Raw genomic sequence first — 22,149 nt, 5'->3', positions numbered from 1 at the left:
GTCTGATCGCCCGTCCCATCCGTCATGGATGAAAGCGCGCAGGCGACGGGTATGCTTTGCGCCTAGCCAACCGGGCCCCCCGCCCTCCGCCAGCCTCAGGAGTTTTGAATGTCGCGTTTCTGGAAGATCGTGCTGCTGGTGGTCGCAGTGCTGGTGGTGGCCTTCATCGGCATGCGCATGCTCGGCGGCGGCAAACCCAAGGGCGAGGCGGGCAAGCCCGCCGCCGCCGCCGGACGGGGCGGCGGGGAAGAGCGCAATGCCGGGCCGGTGCCGGTGACCGTGGTCGAGGCGGCCCGCCAGGACGTGCCGGTCTATGCCAGCGCGCTGGGCACGGTGGCCGCGATGAACACCGTGACCGTCAGCCCGCAGGTCGGCGGCCAGCTGATCAGCCTGAACTTCAAGGAAGGCCAGGAAGTGAAGAAGGGCGACCTGCTGGCGCAGATCGATCCGCGCACCCTGCAGGCCAGTTACGACGAGGCCGCCGCGGCCAAGCGCCAGAACCAGGCGCAGCTGGCCACCGCACGCTCGAACTTCCAGCGCTCCAACTCGCCCGAGTACCGCCAGTACGTGGCCAAAACCGACCTGGACACCCAGCGCAACCAGGTGGCGCAGTATGAAAGTGCGGTGGCCGCCAACGAAGCCAGCATGCGCGCGGCCCAGGTGCAGCTGCAGTACACCCGCGTCACCGCCCCGATTTCCGGTATCGCCGGTATCCGCGCGGTGGATGCCGGCAACGTGGTCAGCGCCGGCACCGCGCTGGTCACCCTGACCCAGATCCACCCGATCCACGTGGTGTTCAACCTGCCCGAGCGCCAGCTGCCCGACGTGCGCCAGGCCCAGCAGGCCGGCCCGGTGACGATCGCCGCACTGGACCGCAACGATTCGCATGTACTCACCGATGGCGGCAGGCTGGACGTGGTCGACAACCAGATCAGCAGCGACAGCGGCACCTTCCGCGCCCGCGCCGTGTTCGACAACGCCGACAACCTGCTGTGGCCAGGCCAGTTCGTCAACGTGCGGATGCAGCTGCGCACCATTGCCGGTGGCGTGGTGATCCCCACCCAGGCGGTGATGCGCGGCCCGGACGGCGAGTACGTCTATATCGTCAAGCCGGACAACACCGTGGCCATGCAGACGGTCAAGAGCGGCGTGGAAGTGGGCGACAGCAACGTGCAGATCACCGAAGGCCTCAAGGGCGGCGAGCGCGTGGTCAGCGAAGGCCAGTTCCGGCTCAAGCCTGGCAGCAAGGTCACCGCACTCAAGCCGGGCGAAACCCCGGCCCCGCCGACCGACGCCGAACTCAAGGCTGCCGCCCAGCAGCAGGGCGGCGGTGGCCGCCGCGGTGGCGGCCCGCGCTGATCGCGGCCGTCTCCCGTTCCTGACGCCGGCCGCTTGGCCGGCGTTCGCCCGCTTCAACGCCGCATGACGTAACAGCAAGGATCTGCCCGTGGGCTTTTCGACGATCTTCATCCGCCGCCCGATCGCCACCTCGCTGCTGATGGCGGGCCTGCTGCTGCTCGGCATCCTCGGCTACCGCCAGTTGCCGGTGTCGGCGCTGCCGGAGATCGACGCGCCCAGCCTGGTGGTCACCACCCAGTACCCGGGTGCCAACGCGACCACGATGGCCTCCCTGGTCACCACCCCGCTGGAGCGCCAGTTCGGGCAGATTTCCGGGCTGGAGATCATGACCTCCGACTCCTCGGCCGGCCTGTCCACGATCATCCTGCAGTTCTCGATGGACCGCGACATCGACATCGCCGCACAGGACGTGCAGGCCGCGATCCGCCAGGCCACCCTGCCCTCCTCGCTGCCCTACCAGCCGGTCTACAACCGGGTGAACCCGGCCGACGCGGCCATCGTCACCCTCAAGCTCACCTCCGACACGCGCCCGCTGCGCGAGGTCAACAACTACGCCGACTCGATCCTGGCCCAGCGCCTGTCACAGGTGCAGGGTGTGGGCCTGGTCTCCATCGCCGGCAACGTGCGCCCGGCCGTGCGCATCCAGGTCAACCCGGCGCAGCTGTCCAACATGGGCCTGACCCTGGAAGAACTGCGCAGCGCGCTGACCCAGGCCAACGTCAATGCGCCCAAGGGCTCGCTCAACGGCAAGACCCAGTCCTACTCGATCGGCACCAATGACCAGCTGACCAGCGCCGCCGAGTACCGCGACACCATCATCAGCTACAGGAACGGCCGCCCGGTCCGCCTCTCGGACGTCGCCAACGTGGTCGACGGGGTGGAAAACGACCAGCTCGCCGCCTGGGCCGATGGCAAGCCGGCGGTGCTGCTGGAAGTGCGCCGCCAGCCGGGCGCCAACATCGTGCAGACCGTGGAGCGCATCCGCAGCCTGCTGCCGCAGCTGCAGAACGTGCTGCCGGCCGACGTGCACCTGGAGATCTTCTCCGACCGTACCGAAACCATCCGCGCCTCGGTGCACGAAGTGCAGTTCACCCTGATCCTGACCATCGGTCTGGTGGTGGCGGTGATCTTCGTGTTCCTGCGCCGCCTGTGGGCGACCATCATTCCCTCGGTGGCCGTACCGCTGTCGCTGGCCGGCACCTTCGGGGTCATGGCCTTTGCCGGGATGTCGCTGGACAACCTGTCGCTGATGGCGCTGGTGGTGGCCACCGGCTTCGTGGTCGACGATGCGATCGTGATGATCGAGAACATCGTGCGCTACATCGAACAGGGCAAGAGCGGCCCGGAAGCGGCCGAGATCGGCGCGCGCCAGATCGGCTTCACGGTGCTGTCGCTGACCATCTCGCTGGTGGCGGTATTCCTGCCGCTGCTGCTGATGCCCGGCGTCACCGGCCGCCTGTTCCATGAGTTCGCCTGGGTGCTGAGCATCGCAGTGGTGCTGTCGATGCTGATCTCGCTGACGCTCACCCCGATGATGTGCGCCTACCTGCTCAAGCCCGACGCCCTGCCCGAAGGCGAAGACGCGCACGAGCGCGCCGCGGCGGCCGGCAAGGAGAACCTGTGGACGCGCACCGTGGGGGCGTACGAGCGCAGCCTGGACTGGGTGCTGGACCACCAGCGCATGACGCTTGCCGTGGCCGCCGGCGCGCTGGTGCTGACCGTGGTGCTGTACATCGTCATCCCCAAGGGCCTGCTGCCAGAACAGGACACCGGCCTGATCACCGGCGTGGTCCAGGCCGACCAGAACATCGCCTTCCCGCAGATGGAAGAGCGCACCAAGGCCGTAGCCGAAGCGCTGCGCAAGGACCCGGCGGTGACCGGCGTGTCGGCCTTCATCGGCGCCGGCAGCATGAATCCCACCCTCAACCAGGGCCAGCTGTCGATCGTGCTCAAGGCCCGCGGCGACCGCGACGGGCTCGATGAGATCCTGCCGCGCCTGCAGGACGCCGTGGCCGGCATTCCCGGCGTGGCGCTGTACCTCAAGCCGGTGCAGGATGTGACCCTGGATACGCGCGTGGCGGCTACCGAGTACCAGTACTCGCTGTCGGACGTGGACGGCGCCCAGGTCGCGCTGCAGGCCACGCGCCTGACCGAAGCGCTGCGCCAGCGCCCGGAACTGGCCGACGTGGACAACAACCTGTCCAACCAGGGCCGCGCACTGGAGCTGACCATCGACCGCGACAAGGCCAGCGTGCTCGGCGTACCGATGCAGACCATCGACGACACCCTGTACGACGCCTTCGGCCAGCGCCAGATCTCCACCATCTTCACCGAGCTCAACCAGTACCGGGTCGTGCTGGAAGTGGCGCCGGAGTTCCGCACCAGCACCGCGCTGATGAACCAGCTGGCGGTGGCCTCCAATGGCGCCGGTGCGCTGACCGGCAGCAACGCCACCAACTTCGGCCAGGTCTCCTCGTCCAACTCCTCCACCGCCACCGGCATCGGCGCGCAGAACACCGGCATTACGGTCGGTGCCGGCAACATCATCCCGCTCGCCGCGCTGGCCGAAGGCCGCATCACCAGCACCCCGCTGGTGGTCAGCCACCAGCAGCAGCTGCCGGCGGTGACCGTCTCGTTCAACATCGCGCCGGGCTATTCGCTGTCCGATGCGGTCAAGGCGATCGAAGAGACCAGGGACAGCCTGGACATGCCCTCGCAGGTGCATGCCCAGTTCATCGGCAAGGCCGCCGAGTTCACCGGCAGCCAGACCGACGTGATCTGGCTGCTGCTGGCCTCGCTGGTGCTGATCTACATCGTGCTGGGCGTGCTGTACGAAAGCTACATCCACCCCATCACCATCATCTCGACCCTGCCGCCGGCCGGCGTCGGCGCGCTGCTGGCGCTGATGGTGTGTGGCCTGAGCCTGTCGGTGGATGGCATCGTCGGCATCGTGCTGCTGATCGGCATCGTCAAGAAGAACGGCATCATGATGGTGGACTTCGCCATCGAGGCCCGCCGTGCCGGGGCCAACGCCCACGACGCGATCCGCCGCGCCTGCCTGCTGCGCTTCCGCCCGATCATGATGACCACCGCCGCCGCCATGCTCGGCGCGCTGCCGCTGGCGCTGGGCACCGGCATCGGCTCGGAGCTGCGCCGCCCGCTGGGCATCGCCATCGTCGGTGGCCTGCTGCTGTCCCAGCTGGTCACGCTGTACACCACGCCGGTGATCTACCTGTACATGGAACGCTTCTCCGAATGGCTGCGCGAGCGCCGCGAACAGCGCGCGCTGCGCCACGCCAGCGCCCGGGACCGCGCATGAGCCGCCTGCCGTCCGACGCTCTGGAGGGGCGCGCATGAACATCTCCGGGCCGTTCATCCGTCGCCCGATCGGCACCGCGCTGCTGGCCATCGGCCTGTTCGTGGTCGGGTTGTTCTGCTACCTGAAGCTGGGCGTGTCGGCGCTGCCGAACATCCAGATTCCGGTGATCTTCGTCCACGCCAGCCAGTCCGGCGCGGACGCGACCACGATGGCCTCGACGGTCACCGCGCCGCTGGAGCGGCACCTCGGCCAGCTGCCGGGCGTGGACCAGATGCGCTCATCGAGTTCGGAAGGCAGCTCGCTGGTCTTCATGATCTTCCAGAGTGGCGTGGACATCGACTCGGCGGCACTGGACGTGCAGACCGCCATCAACTCGGCCCAGTCCGACCTGCCCTCCGGGTTGGGTTCGCCGATGTTCCAGAAGGCCAACCCGAACGACGATCCGGTGATCGCCATCGCGCTGACCTCGCAGACCCAGTCGGCCGACGAGCTGTACAACGTGGCCGATACGCTGCTGGCCCAGCGGCTGCGTCAGATCGGCGGGGTGTCCTCGGTCGACATCGCCGGTGCCTCCACCCCGGCGGTGCGCGTGGACGTCAACCTGCGCCTGCTCAACGCACTCAACCTGACCCCGGACGACCTGCGCAACGCCGTGCGCGCGGCCAATGTGACCTCCCCGACCGGCTTCCTCACCGACGGCAACACCACCACCGCGATCATCGCCAACGACTCGGTGGCGCGTGCCGCCGACTTTGCCAACCTGGTCATCAAGACCCAGGACGATGGCCGCGTGATCCGGCTCAAGGACGTGGCCAACGTCTACGATGGTCAGCAGGATGCCTACCAGGCCGCCTGGTTCGACCACAAACCGGCGGTGGTGATGTACGTGTTCACCCGTGCCGGCGCCAACATCGTGGAGACGGTGGACCGGGTCAAGGCGCAGATCCCGATGCTGCGCGACTACCTGCAGCCGGGCACCACGATGACCCCGTACTTCGACCGGACGCCGACCATCCGGTCGTCGCTGCATGAAGTGCAGATCACCCTGCTGATCAGCCTGGCGATGGTGATCCTGACGATGGCGCTGTTCCTGCGCCGGCTGGCACCGACCCTGATCGCCGCGGTGACCGTGCCGCTGTCGCTGGCCGGTGCGGCGCTGGTGATGTACGTGTTCGGCTTCACCCTGAACAACCTCAGCCTGCTGGCGCTGGTGATCGCGATCGGCTTTGTGGTCGACGATGCGATCGTGGTGATCGAGAACGTCATGCGCCATCTCGACGAGGGCATGCCTCGCATGCAGGCGGCGTTGACCGGCGCGCACGAGATCGGCTTCACCATCGTCTCCATCACCGCCTCGCTGGTCGCGGTGTTCATCCCGCTGCTGTTCGCCAGCGGCATGGTCGGGGCGTTCTTCCGCGAATTCACGATCACCCTGGTGGCGGCGATCGTGGTCTCGATGATCGTCTCGCTGACCCTCACCCCCGCGCTGTGCAGCCGCTTCCTGAGCGCGCACGCCGCGCCGGAGACGCCGTCGCGGGTCGGCCGCTTCCTGGATGGCATGCACGACCGCATGCTGCGCCTCTACACCGTCTGCCTAGACTTCTCGCTGCGGCACGCGCTGCTGCTGGCGCTGACCCCGATCCTGCTGATCGTGGCCACCGTCATGCTTGGCGGCGCGGTCAAGAAGGGCTCGTTCCCGGCGCAGGACACCGGCCTGATCTGGGGCCGCGCCAACTCCAGCGCCACGGTTTCCTTCGAGGACATGGTCAACCGCCAGCGCCGCATCACCGACATGCTGATGGCCGATCCGGCAGTGAAGACCGTCGGCGTGCGCCTGGGCAGCGGCCGCCAGGGCTCCAGCGCGCAGTTCAACATCGAACTGAAAACGCGCAAGGAAGGCCGCAAGGAAACCACGGCCGTGGCACTGGCGCGGTTGAGCGCCAAGGCCGACCGCTATCCGGACCTGCAGCTGCGCCTGCGCGCCATCCAGGACCTGCCCAGCGACGGCGGCGGCGGCAACAGCCAGGGCGCGCAGTACCGCGTGTCCCTGCAGGGCAACGACCTGGCCCAGCTGCAGGAATGGCTGCCCAAGGTGCAGGCCGCGCTGAAGAAGAACCCCAAGCTGCGCGACGTTGGAACCGATGTGGATACGGCGGGCCTGCGCCAGAACATCCAGATCGACCGCGCCAAGGCCGCGCGCCTGGGCGTGTCGGTGGGCGCGATCGATGGCGCGTTGTACGGCGCGTTCGGCCAGCGCCAGATCTCGACCATCTACTCGGACATCAACCAGTACAGCGTGGTGGTCAACGCGCTGCCCGAGCAGACGGCCACCCCGCGGGCTCTGGACGAAATCCACGTGCGCGCCGGCAATGGCGAGATGATTCCGCTGACCGCAGTGGCGCACCAGGTCCCGGGGCTGGCACCGCCGCAGATCACCCACCAGAACCAGTACACCACGATGGACCTGAGCTACAACCTCGCACCGGGCGTCAGCACCGGCGAGGGCGAGGCGATCGTCAAGGCCACCGTGGACGGGCTGCGCCTGCCCGGCGACATCCGCATCAGCGACGGGGGCGGCTTCAACGTGCAGCTCAACCCCAACTCGATGCTGATCCTCGTGCTGGCCGCGATCATCACCGTGTATCTGGTGCTGGGCATGCTGTACGAAAGCCTGGTGCACCCGGTGACGATCCTGTCCACCCTGCCGGCGGCGGGCGTGGGTGCGCTGCTGGCGCTTTTTGTGACCAACACCGAGCTGTCGGTGATCTCGATGATCGCGCTGGTGCTGTTGATCGGCATCGTCAAGAAAAACGCGATCATGATGATCGACTTCGCCGTGGTGGCCCAGCGCGAACGCGGGATGAGCCCGCGCGATGCGGTGCGCGAGGCCAGCATCGTGCGCTTCCGGCCGATCATGATGACCACGATGGTGGCCATCCTGGCCGCCGTACCGCTGGCGATCGGGCTGGGCGAAGGTTCCGAACTGCGACGCCCGCTGGGCATCGCCATGATCGGCGGCCTGTTGTTCTCGCAGAGCCTGACCCTGCTCAGCACGCCGGCGCTGTACGTGATCTTCTCGTGCCTGCGCGAGCGCTGGGTCGCGCGCCGCGAACGCCGCCGCGAGAAGAAGCTGCTCAAGCGGGCCAGACCCGCCTGACCCGCTGCCGGCCTCGGGCCGGCAGCGCTGCATGAACCCTGGTGGTTTGACGCCGGGGTAGCCAAACAACAACAATTCGCCTCCAGCCACGGTCCTGCATCCCTCGGCGATGCACCCGCTGCCCCTCTGCGGCCAGCCTGCGCGATCCAGCCATCGACCCCCTCTCCCGCCATCCCATGATCGCGGACGGTCCTGTGCTGTCCGCCAAGGAAAAAACGATGCTGTCCGCTCCCCTGCCCCGTCTGGTCGCCCTGGCCGTGGCCCTGTCCGCTGCCTGCGCCGCCCACGCGCAATCCACTCCCGACAGCGCTCCGCGCGTACGCTCGGCCACCGACCTGGACGCGATCAGGGTCACCGCCGAGCGCACCCACACCGCCACCGGCGCACTGGGCGACCGCCCCGTGCGCGATACCCCCTTTGCGATCTCGGTTGTGGGCCGCGACGACCTCGAAAAGCGTCAGGTGGTCGCGCTCGGCGAAGCTTTCCTGACCGATCCGTCCGTGGTCACCCAGGTCAGCGCCTATGCCAGCGGCTGGAGCTCGCCGGTCCGCAACCGTGGCATCGACCTCAGCTACGACAGCTACCGGGTCAACGGCCTGCAGGTCTCGTCGTGGGGCACGGAGTGGCCGCTGGAAGTGATGGACCAGGTCGAACTGCTCAAGGGTCCGGGCGGTTTCATGTACGGCTTCGGCCAGCCAGGCGGCATCGTCAACTATGTGACCAAAAAGCCCACCGATACCCCGACCTTCGCCGCCCAGTTGGGGTGGCGTGAGCAGGGCATCGTCAGCGGGCAGATCGATATCGGCGGCCGCGGTGGCAACGACGACATGTTCGGCTATCGCTTCAATGCCTACCAGGAGAAGGGCGAAACCTTCAACGGTGGCGAGGTGGACCGCAAGGTCGGTGCAGTGTCGCTGGATGCCCGCCTGAGCGACCGGCTCACCTGGACCTTCGACGGCGTGTTCCAGCAGCGCGACCTCGGCAACGAATCGCCGCAGTACTACTTCATCGGCTTGACCACCCTGCCGCGCCCGATCGCCGGCGACGTCGACAACAGCATCGACGGGACCTACTACGACACCCGCTCCAGCCTGCTGTCGACCGGCCTGGACTGGCAGATCAACAGCGACTGGAAGGCCAGCCTGAATTACGGCGTGACCACCTCCTGGAACGACGTCAACAAGGTCTTCGCCTACATCGACGACGTGAACGGTGACTACAACGTCAACACCTACGAGCTTGGCGGCAGGAGCGAGTGGAAACAGGCCCAGGCGATCGTGCAGGGCCGCTTCCGCACGGGACCGCTGTCGCACCAGCTGGTGGCCGGTATGTCGCACCAGACCAGCCTGGGCTGGGATCGCCCGTACGAATGGAACACCATTGGCCGCGGCAACCTCTACCAGCGCCCCACCCTGCGCCATGACCCGGTCGGCTCGCGCGTGCTGACCCGCGGCAGCGAAACCGTGCAGCAGGCCGTGTTCGTCAGCGACACCGTGGCACTCGGCCGCGGCTGGTCGGTGCTGGCCGGTGCGCGCTACAACGACTTCCACAACAAGGGCGCCTACCACACCTACCCGGTCACCCCGACCTACGCAGTGATGTACAAGCCGGCCGACGCCGTCACCCTGTACGCCAGTTACGTGGAATCGCTGGAAGCAGGCAGCCGGGTCGGTTCGGACTACATCAACGCCGGCGAGGTGCTCGACCCCACCCTCAGCAGGCAGTTCGAGTTCGGCGCCAAGATCGAGACCCCGCGCTGGAACGCAAACGCAGCGGCCTTCCGCCTTGAGCGCGGCGCCACCATCGACCGGCTCACCGGCGCCGGCAAGCAGCTGGTGCAGGACGGTGTCACCCTGTACGAAGGGGTGGAAGTGAGCGGCACCGTGCGCCTGAGCGATGCCCTCACCGTCGGCGGCGGCGTCACGTGGCTCGACCCGATCTACGACAGGCTCTCGCCCGACAATGCCGCCAACCAAGGCAACCGTGCCAGTGGTGCGGCACGCTGGAACGGCGTCGTGCACGCCGACTACAGCGTGCCGCAGATCGATGGCCTGAGCCTGTACGCACTGGCCCGCTACTACGGCGATGTCTACTACAACGTCGAGAACACCTTGAAGCTGCCCGACTACACCCTGTTCAATGCCGGTATCGGCTACCGCATGCAGGCCAACGGACATCCGGTCACCTGGCGCGCGGGCGTGGAAAACCTGACCAACAGGACGTACTGGTCCAACGCCGGTGTCGGGTTGCCGCGCAGCGTCGCCGTCAGCGTGCGGTTCGATCGGTAATCGAAGGGCGTGACGGCGCCGGGATGCAGCATTCACTGCAATGACGCAATAATGAGGCGCCCCCGCGCCACGAGTCCGCATGTCCGTCCGAGAATCCCGCCTCAGCCGCCTCTGGGCCCATGAGAAAGCCAGCTATGGGCTGCGGGTATTCATCGCGCTGTCGGCGGCGATGGGGCTGTGCTGGTCTCTGGACCAGCTGCCCGCGCTGCCCGGCGTGTTCCTGGGCATCATCGCCAGCGCCATTGCCGAAACCGACGACAACTGGTGGGGCCGCACCAAATCGGTCGCGCTCTCGCTGCTCTGCTTCGTCATCGCCGCCGCCGCGGTGGTGGAACTGTTCCCGTGGCCGTGGCTGTTCATCACTGCCCTGGCCATCTCCACCTTCGGGCTGACCCTGCTCGGCGCGCTGGGGGAGCGCTACGCCTCCATCGCGCAGGCCACCGTCACCCTGGCCATCTACACCATGATCGGCCTGGAACAGCATGGCGCCAGCGACCGTGCCCAGGCCATCGCCGCCGTCAGCCACCTGCTCGCCGGTGCCGTCTGGTATGGCCTGCTGTCCATCCTGTGGACCGCCCTGTTCGCCAACCGTCCGGTGCGCGAACGCCTGGCCCGCCTGTTCGTCGAACTCGGCCGCTACCTGCAGCTCAAGGCCGACCTGTTCGAACCCGTGCGCGATGCCGACCTGCAGCAGCGCCAGCTTGCCCTGGCCGAACAGAACCGGCGCGTGGTCGAAGCGCTGAACATCGCCAAGGTCGCCATCCTTGCGCGGTTTGGCCGCTCCGGCCGGCCCGGCGTGCAGTCGGGACTGTACCTGCGCCTGTACTACATGGCGCAGGATTTCCACGAGCGCGCCAGCTCCTCCCACTACCCCTATGGCGCGCTCACCGACGCCTTCTTCCACAGCGATGTCCTGTACCGCTGCCAGCGCCTGCTGGCGCTGCAGGGCGAAGCCTGCGCCCAGCTTGGCCAGGCCATCCGCATGCGCCGCCCGTTCGAGTATGGCGAGCGGACCCGCCAGGCCAATGCCGACCTCACCGATTCGCTTGCCTGGCTGCGGGCGCAGCACAACCCTCAGTGGCAGCGCCTGCTGTCCTCGCTGGACCTGCTTGGCCACAACCTGCAGAGCATCGAGCGCCGGCTGTCGGAAGCGGCGCAGTCCGAATCCACGCTGGACAACGTCGACACCCGCCTGCGCGACACCAACCCGCATACGTTGCGCGAAATGCTCGTGCGCATCCGCCAGCAGCTCACGCCGGGGTCGGTGCTGTTCCGTCACGGCCTGCGCATGGCCCTGGCGCTGGTGGTGGGCTTTGCCGCCATCCGCCTGTTCAACGCGCAGAACGGCTCGTGGGTGCTGCTCACCATCGTGTTCGTGTGCCGCCCGCATTTCGGCGCGACCCGCCAGCGGCTGGCCCAGCGTATCGCCGGCACACTGATCGGGCTGGTGCTGACCTGGGCGCTGATGCAGCTTTTCCAGGACCTGCGCATCGAACTGCTGATCGCCCTGCTGTCGGCGCTGCTGTTCTTCTTTACCCGCAGCGATCGCTACCTGGTGGCCTCGGCGGCGATCACCGTCATGGCCCTGACCTGCTTCAACCTGATTGGCGACGGCTTCCTGCTGATCTGGCCGCGCCTGGTGGATACCCTGATCGGCTGCGGCATTGCCGCGGCGGCCGCGTTCCTGATCCTGCCCGACTGGCAGGGCCGGCGCCTCAACGAAGTGATGGCGCGGGTGCTGTCCAACTGCGCACGCTACCTGCATGCCGTGCTCGGCCAGTACGGCAGTGGCATGCAGGACGACCTGGCGTACCGGATCGCACGGCGTGACATGCACAACGCCGATGCCGCCCTGTCCACCGCGCTGTCGAACATGCTGCGCGAGCCCGGCCACGTCCGCCGCAACCTGGATGCGGGTTTCCGCTTCCTGGCGCTGTCCAACACCCTGCTCGGCCATCTCTCGGCGCTGGGCGCGCACCGCGCGCAGTTGGACAGCTACGGGCAGGACCCGCTGGCCCTGGCCGGCGGCGAGCGCGTGGAGCAGGCCATGCAGCAGATCGCTGCCGCGCTCGAGCAGCGCCAGCCGGTGGCCGAGAACGACAACGACGGCGACCGCGCCCTGGCCGAACAGCTGGAGCAGATCGGCGAGGAGATGCCGCCCAAGCTGCAGCTCATCCGCACCCAGATGGGATTGATGCTGCGCCTGCTGCCCAAGCTGCGTGGCGCCGCCAACGAGGCCGAACGCACGCTGCGCTGAGCGCGGCGGCGGCACATGGACCGGCGCCGTGCCGATGTCATGGCTGCGCCGTGGAATGGTAGTCTGCCGGTTCGCAAGGAGTCCCCATGTCCGGCCATAGCCAGTTCGCCCTGCTCCGGCAGCGTCGTTTCCTGCCGTTCTTCATCGTCCAGTCGCTGGGCGCATTCAACGACAACGTGTACCGGCAGGCCATCATCGGCCTGTTGTTCTACCTCGGCGTCAGCCAGGCCGAACAGTCGCTGTACACCACGCTGGCGCCGGCCATCTTCATCCTGCCCTACTTCCTGTTCTCGGCGCTGGCCGGCCAGATCGCGGAGAAGCTGGAGAAGTCGCGCCTGATCGTGATCACCACCACGATGGAGATCGCGATCATGTCGCTGGCGGCGGTCGGGTTCCTGACCCAGAGCATGCCGGTGCTGCTGGTGGCGCTGTTCTGCACCGGCCTGCAGTCCACGCTGTTCGGGCCGGTGAAATACTCGGTGCTGCCGTCCGTGCTCAGGCCCGAGGAGCTCACCGGTGGCAACGGGCTGGTCGAGATGGGCACCTCGATGTCGATCCTGACCGGCATGATCAGCGGCGGCATCATCTTCACCCTGGCCGGCAGCTACGGGCCGGTAGTGGCGGCCACCGCGGTGATCGCGCTGGCGGTGGCAGGAAACGTCACCGCACGGATGATCCCCAAGGTCGATGCCGGCGCTCCCGACCTCAGGATCAACTGGAACCCACTGCCCGAATCACTGGCCGTGCTGCGTCTGGCCAGGAAGCAGAAGGCCGTGCGCAACGCCATTCTCGGGGTGTCGTGGTTCTGGTTCGTGGGCACCATGCTCACTTCGCAACTGCCCACCTACGCGGTGGTCAACCTGGGCGGCGAGCCGACCCTGTACATCTTCGCGCTGGCACTGTTCTCGGTGGGCACCGGCGCAGGCTCGCTGCTGTGCGAGAAGCTGTCCGGCCGCACAGTGGAGATCGGCCTGGTGCCGCTCGGCGCGTTCGGCATGACCGCTTTCATGCTCGACCTGTACTTCGCCCGTGCCGGCACCGCCACGGCGGCGGGCCTCGGGGTGGCCGAGTTCGCCGCGCAACCGGGCAGTGTGCGCATCATCATCGACCTGATCGGCATCGGCCTGTTCACCGGTTTCTTTGTGGTGCCGCTGTTCGCCCTGATCCAGAGCCGCACGCCGAAGTCGGAGATGTCGCGCGTGTTCGCGGCGCTGAACATCCAGAACTCCGGGTTCATCGTGGCGGCGGCGATGATCGCGCTGGTCACGCAGAAGTTCCTGCACTGGACCATTCCGCAACTGTTCCTGGCCCTGGCAATCGCCAATGCCGTGGTGGCGATCTACATCTTCACCATCGTCCCCGAATTCCTGATGCGCTTCCTCAGCTGGGTCATGGTGCGCACCCTGTACCGGCTGCGCCTGCACGGCATCGAGGCCAACGTCCCCGACGACGGCGCGGCACTGATCGTGTGCAACCACGTCAGCTACATGGACGCGCTGATCCTCTCGGCGACGATTCCGCGTCCGGTGCGTTTCGTCATGTACTACAGGATCTTCAACATTCCGGTCATGCGCTGGATCTTCCGGACCGCCAAAGCGATTCCGATTGCCGGCGCCCGCGAAGATCCCGCGCTGATGCAGGCGGCCTTCGACGAGGTGGACAACGCGCTGGCCGGGGGCGAGCTGGTCTGCATCTTCCCCGAAGGGGCGCTGACCCGGGACGGGGAGATGGCCGCGTTCAAATCCGGCGTCGAGAAGATCCTCGAACGGCGCCCGGTGCCGGTGGTGCCGATGGCGTTGCGGGGCATGTGGGCCAGCATGTGGAGCCGTCGCGACACGCGGCTGGGCCGGATGCGGGTGCCGCGCCGGTTCCGCGCCCATGTCGAGGTCGTTGCCGGCCCCCCGGTAGACGGCGCCAGCGCCAGCGCCGAACAGCTGGAAGCGCAGGTGCGTGTCCTGCGCGCCAACCAGGGCTGACGACCGGCCGCCGGGACGTGCGCAACGCGCCCGGATCGCGACGCAAATGCCGGCAAAATCCGCGAGCGTGCCGTCTGCGGCACGGCCCCGGTCGACGTGCCGCGCATCGGCGTCGCTGTAAACGCATACATCGCGTCGCAACATCGGGTAGATTACCCCCCTATAGGGGGTGTCCGGACGGCATTTGGTGATGTTGCCGGACTACCAAAGGAATGGAGTAGCACTTGAACCACCCGCCACCACTGACCCCACCGGCCGTCGTGGTCCCCAACTATCTGGTCTGGGCGATCCTGACGACGCTGTTCTGCTGCCTGCCGTTGGGTGTGGTGTCGATCGTGTACGCCTCACAGGTGGACGGCCGTCGTGCGGTCGGCGATCTGGAAGGCGCCTACGACGCATCCCGCAAGGCGGGGTGGTGGGCATTGGCGTCCGCACTTGTCGCGCCGGTACTGCTGTTGTTGTGGTTCGGGCTGTTCGGCGGCATGGCCGCGCTGGGCGCTCTTTCCGACCTGTGATCCACCCTCGCTCAACCCACCCAAGAAAAATGGAGTTTCACCCATGAATGCCACCTCACCCCAAGTACCCAACAACCTCGTCTAGGCCATCCTGACCACGCTGTTCTGCTGCCTGCCGGCCGGCATTGTGTCGATCGTGTATGCCGCCCAGGTCAACGGCAAACTGGCCGCTGGCGACATCGCCGGTGCCCGTGAATCGTCGGACAAGGCCAAGAAGTGGGCCATGTGGTCGGCCATCATCGCCGTCGTCGGCATGGTGCTGTACTTCGGCTTCATCATGGCGATGGGCGGCCTGGGCGCGCTGAGCGGCTCGAGCTACTGATCGTGGTCGCAACGGCCCGGTTCCGTGCACCGCAGGGTGCCCGGACCGGGCCGTTCGTCTTTGCAGGATGCCGTTTCCGATGTCCCCATCCCTTTCCCGGTCCCGCCTGATCCGCTGGGCGCCGCTGGCGATCTCCGCCAGCCTGGCCACCGGTGCGGCCGTCGTGCTGCGCCACGTCAGCCCGTACGCGAGCAACAGCCCGCTGCCCGGTTGCCCGCTGTACGCGTTGACCGGCCTGTACTGCCCGGGCTGCGGCAGTACCCGCTGCCTCTATTCGCTGGTGCACCTGGATTGGCAGGGCGCGATGGCAATGAATCCCCTGCTGGTGATTTCGCTGCCGTTCCTGCTGCTGATGCTGCTCAACGGTGCCGGTGTGCGCATGCGTGCGCTGGACCCGCTGATGCGCGTCCTCGCCAGCCCGATGTTCTGGCTGGTGCTGCTGATCGGCTATGCCGTGCTGCGCAACCTGCCGTGGGCACCGTTCACCGCGCTTGCGCCGATCAGCTAGCCGGGCAGAGCCCGGCGCTACGGTGGGTACGGCTCATGTCACCCAGCCGGCCATCACCAGCAGCGCCAGCACCACCATCCACAGCAGCAGCATCCGCCACACCAGGCTCATCGCATCGCGCAGCTCCGGCAGGCGGCGCCACACCGGCACCATGCCCGCATCGCTGTAGTCATGCGCATCCTCGCGCAGCTCGGCACTGACGCTGGCGCGCGCCACCGCTCCGAGGAACACGGTGGACAGCGTCCATTGATGGCCGTGCGCGCTGCGCCAGGCCTTGAAGGCGGTATCGAAGTTGCCGACCAGCGCCATCGACAGCGACATCAGCTGCGCCACCGGCCATTCCAGCCACGACAGCGCCACGCGCGCGCCGGCCACGCTCTCGGCACTGGCCAGCGACCGCATCGGCCCCACCGCGATCAGGGCCAGCAGGCGATACAGCAGTGGCCCGACCGGCCCCAGCAGCAGGAACCAGAACAGCACCGCGAACCAGCGCCGCAGCGCGTTCACCACGGTCGCTTCGACCAGCGAAGACACATCCTCCTGCAGGCTGCCTCCGGCGGCCTGCAACTGCGCGATCGCCGCATGGCGGGTGTGCGCATCGTCTGCGTCGATCACCGCTTCCACGTCCCGGTCCAGGTCACGCGGGCCCCAGCACACCACCAGGACCAGCACCCCCAACAGCAGCGAGGGCAGGCCGAACAGGCGGTCGTGCAGCAGCCACTGCAGCAGCCCCAACGCCAGCACGAACGGCAGCAGCGCGACGATGGCGCCGTAGCGGCCACGCCAGACGCCGCCGTCGGCGGCATGCGCATCCAGCCATTGCAGCCAGCGCCGGAACAGGCCGAACCGGCGCAGCGCAACCGCCGCCGAAGGCGCGACGTGGCCCAGCGCCAACGCAACCAGCACGGCTACCAGGGTGGTGAACATGTAAGCCTCCGGCTCGGGTTCTGGAACGCGCCGCTACTATGCCCTGCGCCCGGGGAATTCCCCGGGCCGTTGGTAATGTACGCCGGCACGTGTTCAGCCAGCGGCAACGCCCGGCGGGATCAGGCCACCTGCTGCCGGTACCAGTGCTCGATCAGACTGCGCGAAATGGAAATCGGCGGCGACAGGCGGATGCCCTCGCCATCGTCGTGCACGTCGCGCGCCAGGGCCGCCCCCACTTCCTCGGCCGTGAACCAGCGCGCGTCCTCCAGCTCGCCGTCCACGGTCGGTACGTCGTCCTCGGCGGTTGCGCTGAAGCCCAGCATCAAGGCGCCAGGGAACGGCCACGGCTGGGTGCCCAGGTAACGGCAGTCGCGCACGCGCACGCGGCTTTCCTCGAACACTTCGCGCACCACCGTCTGCTCCAGCGACTCGCCCGGCTCGACGAAGCCGGCCAGCACCGAATAGCGGCGCGGCGCCCAGTTGGCCTGCCGGCCCAACAGCAGGCGGCCCTGGTTTTCCACCGCCACGATCACCGCCGGGTCCACCCGCGGGTAATGCTCAGTGCTGCATTGGCCGCAACGGCCGATGAAGCCGCTGCGCGAGAAGGTGATGCCGCCGCCGCACACGCCGCAGAAGCGCGTGCGCGACTGCCAATAGGACATGCCGCGGGCATAGCAGAACGCGCTGGCATCGGCGGCCGACCAGGTCACGGCCGACTGGCGCAGGTCAACGCGCTGCGGCGCGGTGACATCCACCGCCGCCGCTTCCATCGAGAACCAGGCCTGTTGCCCGCGCAGGCCGAGGAAGATCGCCGTGCCGGGGCCACCACCGACCTGCGCACCGGTCAGCGCGAGGGGTTGGCCGTCATCGCCGGCCAGCGCGGTGCCGTCCTGGTCGAGCACGAGAATGCGCGCGTCCGGCCACAGCCGCGACAACGCATCGGCGTCATCGCGCAGCGGATCGGCGCGCTCCAACGGTTCGCTCACAAAGGCGAAACCGGAAAGCTGCGAAGGAAGTCTGGACATCCGAAGAGCCTGCCCACATTCGCCGATACTGGCAAGCGGCATCGGCACCCGGGCGCGGATTACATGCTGAAGCTGCTGCCGCACCCGCAGGTGGTTTTCGCGTTCGGATTGCGGATAACGAACTGCGCACCGGTGAGGCTTTCGGTGTAGTCCACCTCGGCGCCCATCAGATACTGCAGGCTCAACGGATCCACCAGCAGCGTAACGCCGTTGGTCTGCACGGCCAGATCGTCGTCGGCGCGGTTCTCGTCGAACTCGAACCCGTACTGGAACCCGGAACAGCCGCCGCCCTGGATGTACACCCGCAGGGCCAACGATGCGTTGTCCTCGTCCTGGATGAGTTCCTTGACCTTGGCCGCGGCGGCTTCGGTGAAGTTCATCGGACGGTCCAGCGACTGGTAGTTCGGCGCGGCGGCGGGGGCGCCGGGCAGGGAAACAAGCGTGCTCATGCCACCAGCATGGGGGTGCATGAGCACGGTTTCAAGCGCAGGCCCTTCAGGCCATCGCCTCGGCCAGCTTCCTGCGGGCGCTGCCGTCCTTGCCGTTGCCGGCCGGGGCCTCGTCGGCCGGGGGCGGCAGGGCCATCTGCGGCGCGCTGGCGTGGATCAGGCGGCCGGTCAGCTGCGCGCCGGCGTTCATTTCCACCACCTGATAGTGGATGTTGCCGGTGACCCGGGCGGTCGGGGTCAGCTCGACCCGCTCGGTGGCATGCACATCGCCGTCCAGGCGGCCGCTGATGACCACCACCTGGGCGCGGATCTCGCCCTCGATCGTGCCGTGCTCGGCCACGGTCAGGGTGGCGTTGGCCGCGCCGTCCTGGGCGATCACCTTGCCCAGGATGGTGCCTTCCACATACAGGCCACCGCTGAACTCGACGTCACCGCGGATCACCACCTGGGCGCCGATCAGGGCGTCCACCACCAGATGACCATCGCGGTTGGATTTGTTGCTTCCGAACATGAATGCTTACTCCCCTTTCGCCGGCGTCCCCGCCTGCTTCCAATCGAATACCTGGGTAACGCCCCCCGCGCTGCCCAGCGTGACCCGCACACGTTGCGGGGTGAAGTCCTTCGGCAGGATCACACTGCCGGTGAGCTGCTGGAAGTACCGGAAGGAATAGTCCTGGCCCGGCACCTTGGTGCGCTGGTGCAGCTCGTCCCAGCTGACCGTGGTCAGCTTTCCGCCCTTCACGCCTTCCACCGAGAACCGCATCTGGCCCTGGCTGATGGCGCCCCGGTTGAGGTTCTGGGTCAGCACCACGGCGTACTGCCAGGTGCCGCCGGCTTCCGGGGAAAATTCAATGGAGTGGGTGTTCAGGCCCTTGCGCTGGCTGGTGGCGCCCACCAGGCGCTCGTAGAACGCCACATCGGCGCGCAGGCCGGCAATCTCTTCGTCGCGCTCGGCCAGCGAGGCCTGTACTTCGGTGTTGGCCGCGCGGCTGATGCGGTCGGACGCCTGCAGCGTGGCCTGCCGCTGCTGCAGCTCCACCACCTGCTTCTGCAGCGTCTCGGCTCGCGCCTCGGCGGCATCGAGCTGGCGACCGGGATCGCCATGCGGCGCGCCCAGCCAGCGGCCGGCCAGCACGGCCAGGACCAGGCTGAGCAGCCAGATGCCGCCCAGCACCAGCAGGCGCTTGCGGTCCTGCACGGGCGGACGGCCCGGCAGTCGGATCTGGATACGGGAAGGTGTGCGGTTGTTCATGGCTGTTTCCGCTGCGCCGCCTGTCCGGCGACACCGCCACGGCCCCTGTTGGAACGATCGACGGGCTAGTGTAAGTCAGGACGCCGCCAATTCCCCCACCCGGCGGGACAGGCGGCGGTGGCGTTCATCGTCGTCATCCACGATAGTGTGGCCCTGTGCACATTTCGCAGCGGGAGCACGTGCCGTGACCGACGCCCATCTGTTTGTGATCGGCATCCTGCTGGCCTGGCTGGCCGGCATCCGGGTGTACCTGACCGTGTTCGGCGTCGGCCTGGCCGGGCTGCTCGGGTGGGTGGAACTGCCCCCCGCGCTGCAGGCCACCGAGTCGTACTGGGTGCTGGGGACCTCGGCGACCCTGGCCATCGCCGAGTTCTTCGCCGACAAGATTCCCGGGGTGGATTCGGCCTGGGACCTGGTCCAGACCCTGGCCAGGGTGCCGGCGGGCGCCTTCCTGGCCGCCGCGACGCTCTCGCCCAACGGTGAGCTGAGCGGCACCGCCCTGGCCGCCGGTGCCGGGGTCGCGCTGGCCAGCCACGGCCTGAAGGCCGGCACCCGCGCCCTGCTGAACACCTCGCCCGAGCCGGCCAGCAACTGGATCGCCTCGGCGGCAGAAGACACCGTGGTGGTGGGCGGCCTTGCACTGGCCCTGGCGCATCCGTGGCTGGCGCTGATCGTGGTGATCGCCTGCAGTCTGATCGGGGCGCTGATCGTGTGGTGGGTGTGGCGCGCCCTGTGGCGTGGCATGCGCTGGCTGCTCGGTCAGCCCGCCGACAAAACGGGCAGCAGCGCACATCCCGGCGTATTGCCCCCGGGGCCAGGTGGCTGACGGCCAGGGCGACGCGCAACCAACGCGATGGTTCGTCGCATAATTGCGACGCACACTGGGAGTACCGATGGCCGTCAACGACAACGCTGCATCCGCCCGCGCCACGCGCGCCGAAACCCCGCCCGCCGATCACTGGCAGCGCTGGGTCGATGCGCCGGGCGCTTCGGCACCCCCACCGTTGCCCAGCAACGTGGTGCCGTTGATGCCTGCCGGCGGGCCGGGCGCAGCGACGCCGCCGCTGCACCCGGTCGAACCCGACGCACTGCCGCTGGCCGCCGAGGCTCCCTACCGCGTGCTGATTGTCGAGGACGACCGTTCGCAGGCGCTCTTCGCGCAGAGCGTGCTGCATGGCGCGGGCATGGAAGCACTGGTCCACGCCGATGCGGAAGGCGTGCAGCAGGCCATCGCCGAACACCGCCCCGACCTGATCCTGATGGACCTCCACCTGCCCGGCCTGGACGGCATGCGCCTGACCGCGCTGATCCGCCAGCAGCCTGGCCAGCAGCTGCTGCCGATCGTCTTCCTCAGTGGCGATCCCGACCCGGAGCGCCAGTTCGAGGTGCTGGACAGCGGCGCCGACGATTTCCTCAGCAAGCCGATCCGGCCACGTCATCTGATCGCGGCGGTGTCCAACCGCATCCGCCGCGCGAGGGCACAGGCCGCCACGCTGCCGGGTGCGCACGGCGCGCCGGCCATGAACAACCCCGAGACCGGCCTGCCCACGCGCCACCACGTGATGCAGCAGTTGGCGGCGTCGCTGTCGCACCGCGACCGTGGCGGCCTGTACTTCATTGAAATCGCCAGCGCGCTGGGCCTGCGCGAGCGCTATGGCTATGCCGCGTTCGAGCGCCTGATGGTGCAGGCCGGACAACGCCTGGCCGATGCCGCCCAACCGCACCTGCTGGCACGCCTGAACGACAACAGCTTCCTGGTCCTCGCACGCGGCATCGATGAAGACGATCTGGACAGCCTGGCCCACGCGTTGCGCGAGCAGTTGTCGGCCCGCGCGTTCGTGATCCGCGACGACGAGTCGGTGCACCTGCGCGGCGTGGTCGGCCACGCCCAGCTCTCGCCCGGTTTCGCCGATGCGGGCAGCGCACTGGAAGCGGTCGAGCGCACCACGCTGCAGGCCCGCCTGCTCAGCGCCGGCATCGCCGCCTACGTGCGTCGCGAGGACGTTGCCGCACAGGAGCACCTGGCCCTGCTCGAGGGCCAGCTGGAACTGGCCTACCAGCCGATCGTGGCCGTGGCCGGGGGCAACACCGCGCAGTACCAGGTGCTGCTGCGCCTGCGCCAGGCCGACGGCACCGTTCTGGCCGCCGGCCAGGTGATCCCGGCGGCCGAAGCGGCCGGGCGCATCGCCGACCTCGACCAGCAGGTGCTCGACCATGCGCTGGGCCTGCTCGATCTGTACCGCCATGCCACCCAGCCGCTGCACCTGTTCGTGTCGCAGTCGCTGCGTACGCTGGCGCGCGACGCCTTCGCCGACTGGCTGCTCGAATCGCTGGCGCAGCGCCAGCTCCCGGGCCATGCGGTGGTGATCGATGTGCGCCTGCCCGATGCCCTGATCCACACCGTCACCCTGCAGCAGTTCTGCCTGCGCCTGAGCGCGGCCGGCGTGCGCTTCTGCCTGAGCCAGTTCGAGCCTGGCAGCGAGGCCAATGCGCTGCTTACCCAGCTGCCGATCGCGTTCGTGCGCATGGCCGCGCGCTTCTCCAGCAGCCACGCCAACCAGACGACCCGTGACGAACTGCGGGCGGCGATCGAGATGGCGCACCGTGCCGGCCTGCAGATCATCGGCCAGCAGATCGAAGACCCGCAGGCCGCCGCCGCGATGTGGATGGGCGGCGTGGACTTCATCCAGGGCAACATGGTGCAGTCGGCGGGCAGCGACCTGAACTTCGACTTCCACAACGCGGCGTTGTGATCATGGCGCCCCACGGACGGGCAACGCCATTGCAGGTGCCGG

General features: G+C 68.1%; 16 protein-coding genes. 11 read left to right on the top strand and 5 right to left on the bottom strand.

Annotated features, from left to right (window positions below; genetic code table 11):
* Positions 1-108 precede the first annotated feature (108 nt).
* From ACPEH1_RS01000 to ACPEH1_RS00960, 9 genes are all read left to right on the top strand, one after another.
* Positions 109-1,359 carry an efflux RND transporter periplasmic adaptor subunit gene (locus ACPEH1_RS01000; RefSeq protein ID WP_136004593.1) on the top strand — a complete coding sequence of 417 codons (1,251 nt, stop codon included), beginning with the start codon at positions 109-111 and terminating at the stop codon, positions 1,357-1,359.
* An 88-nt stretch (positions 1,360-1,447) separates the two neighbouring features.
* Positions 1,448-4,678: an efflux RND transporter permease subunit gene (locus ACPEH1_RS00995; protein WP_136004595.1), complete on the top strand. Its 3,231-nt coding sequence runs from the start codon at positions 1,448-1,450 to the stop codon at positions 4,676-4,678.
* A gap of 34 nt (positions 4,679-4,712) precedes the next feature.
* Positions 4,713-7,835, top strand: coding sequence for an efflux RND transporter permease subunit (locus ACPEH1_RS00990; RefSeq protein WP_017354567.1), 3,123 nt, complete (start codon positions 4,713-4,715; stop codon positions 7,833-7,835).
* A 218-nt stretch (positions 7,836-8,053) separates the two neighbouring features.
* Entirely contained in the window at positions 8,054-10,123 is a 2,070-nt protein-coding gene (locus tag ACPEH1_RS00985) for a TonB-dependent siderophore receptor (RefSeq protein ID WP_423715075.1), read from the top strand.
* A gap of 79 nt (positions 10,124-10,202) precedes the next feature.
* Complete coding sequence (gene yccS, locus ACPEH1_RS00980; protein ID WP_313241602.1) at positions 10,203-12,380, top strand: YccS family putative transporter; 2,178 nt, start codon at positions 10,203-10,205, stop codon at positions 12,378-12,380.
* Positions 12,381-12,466: 86 nt separating this feature from the next.
* Entirely contained in the window at positions 12,467-14,356 is a 1,890-nt protein-coding gene (locus ACPEH1_RS00975) for an MFS transporter (RefSeq protein WP_017354564.1), read from the top strand.
* A gap of 224 nt (positions 14,357-14,580) precedes the next feature.
* A complete protein-coding gene (locus ACPEH1_RS00970; RefSeq protein ID WP_026070528.1) occupies positions 14,581-14,871 on the top strand; it encodes a CD225/dispanin family protein in 291 nt (96 codons plus the stop codon).
* Positions 14,872-14,959: 88 nt separating this feature from the next.
* On the top strand, positions 14,960-15,193 hold the full coding sequence (locus ACPEH1_RS00965) for a CD225/dispanin family protein (RefSeq protein WP_423715107.1): 234 nt from the start codon (positions 14,960-14,962) through the stop codon (positions 15,191-15,193).
* A gap of 79 nt (positions 15,194-15,272) precedes the next feature.
* Positions 15,273-15,701 carry a DUF2752 domain-containing protein gene (locus ACPEH1_RS00960; protein WP_423715073.1) on the top strand — a complete coding sequence of 143 codons (429 nt, stop codon included), beginning with the start codon at positions 15,273-15,275 and terminating at the stop codon, positions 15,699-15,701.
* Positions 15,702-15,734: 33 nt separating this feature from the next.
* Here the strand turns inward: ACPEH1_RS00960 and ampE are convergent, their stop codons facing one another.
* From ampE to ACPEH1_RS00935, 5 genes are all read right to left on the bottom strand, one after another.
* Complete coding sequence (ampE, locus tag ACPEH1_RS00955) at positions 15,735-16,628, bottom strand: regulatory signaling modulator protein AmpE (RefSeq protein ID WP_017354560.1); 894 nt, start codon at positions 16,626-16,628, stop codon at positions 15,735-15,737.
* Between the two features lie 119 nt (positions 16,629-16,747).
* Positions 16,748-17,653, bottom strand: coding sequence for an NAD(+) diphosphatase (gene nudC, locus ACPEH1_RS00950; RefSeq protein WP_017354559.1), 906 nt, complete (start codon positions 17,651-17,653; stop codon positions 16,748-16,750).
* A 59-nt stretch (positions 17,654-17,712) separates the two neighbouring features.
* Entirely contained in the window at positions 17,713-18,102 is a 390-nt protein-coding gene (gene erpA, locus ACPEH1_RS00945; protein WP_017354558.1) for an iron-sulfur cluster insertion protein ErpA, read from the bottom strand.
* Between the two features lie 46 nt (positions 18,103-18,148).
* Complete coding sequence (locus ACPEH1_RS00940; RefSeq protein WP_017354557.1) at positions 18,149-18,613, bottom strand: bactofilin family protein; 465 nt, start codon at positions 18,611-18,613, stop codon at positions 18,149-18,151.
* 6 nt (positions 18,614-18,619) lie between these two features.
* Positions 18,620-19,354, bottom strand: coding sequence for a DUF6776 family protein (locus tag ACPEH1_RS00935; protein WP_017354556.1), 735 nt, complete (start codon positions 19,352-19,354; stop codon positions 18,620-18,622).
* A gap of 184 nt (positions 19,355-19,538) precedes the next feature.
* On the opposite strand from ACPEH1_RS00935, the gene ACPEH1_RS00930 reads away from it, so the two are divergent.
* Complete coding sequence (locus ACPEH1_RS00930) at positions 19,539-20,180, top strand: DUF4126 domain-containing protein (RefSeq protein ID WP_017354555.1); 642 nt, start codon at positions 19,539-19,541, stop codon at positions 20,178-20,180.
* Positions 20,181-20,247: 67 nt separating this feature from the next.
* Entirely contained in the window at positions 20,248-22,107 is a 1,860-nt protein-coding gene (locus ACPEH1_RS00925) for an EAL domain-containing protein (RefSeq protein WP_017354554.1), read from the top strand.
* Positions 22,108-22,149 lie beyond the last annotated feature (42 nt).

This window comes from Stenotrophomonas sp. NPDC077421, from assembly GCF_049545505.1.
Taxonomy (GTDB): Bacteria; Pseudomonadota; Gammaproteobacteria; order Xanthomonadales; family Xanthomonadaceae; genus Stenotrophomonas; species Stenotrophomonas nematodicola.
This window is presented reverse-complemented; position numbering and strand designations above follow the sequence as displayed.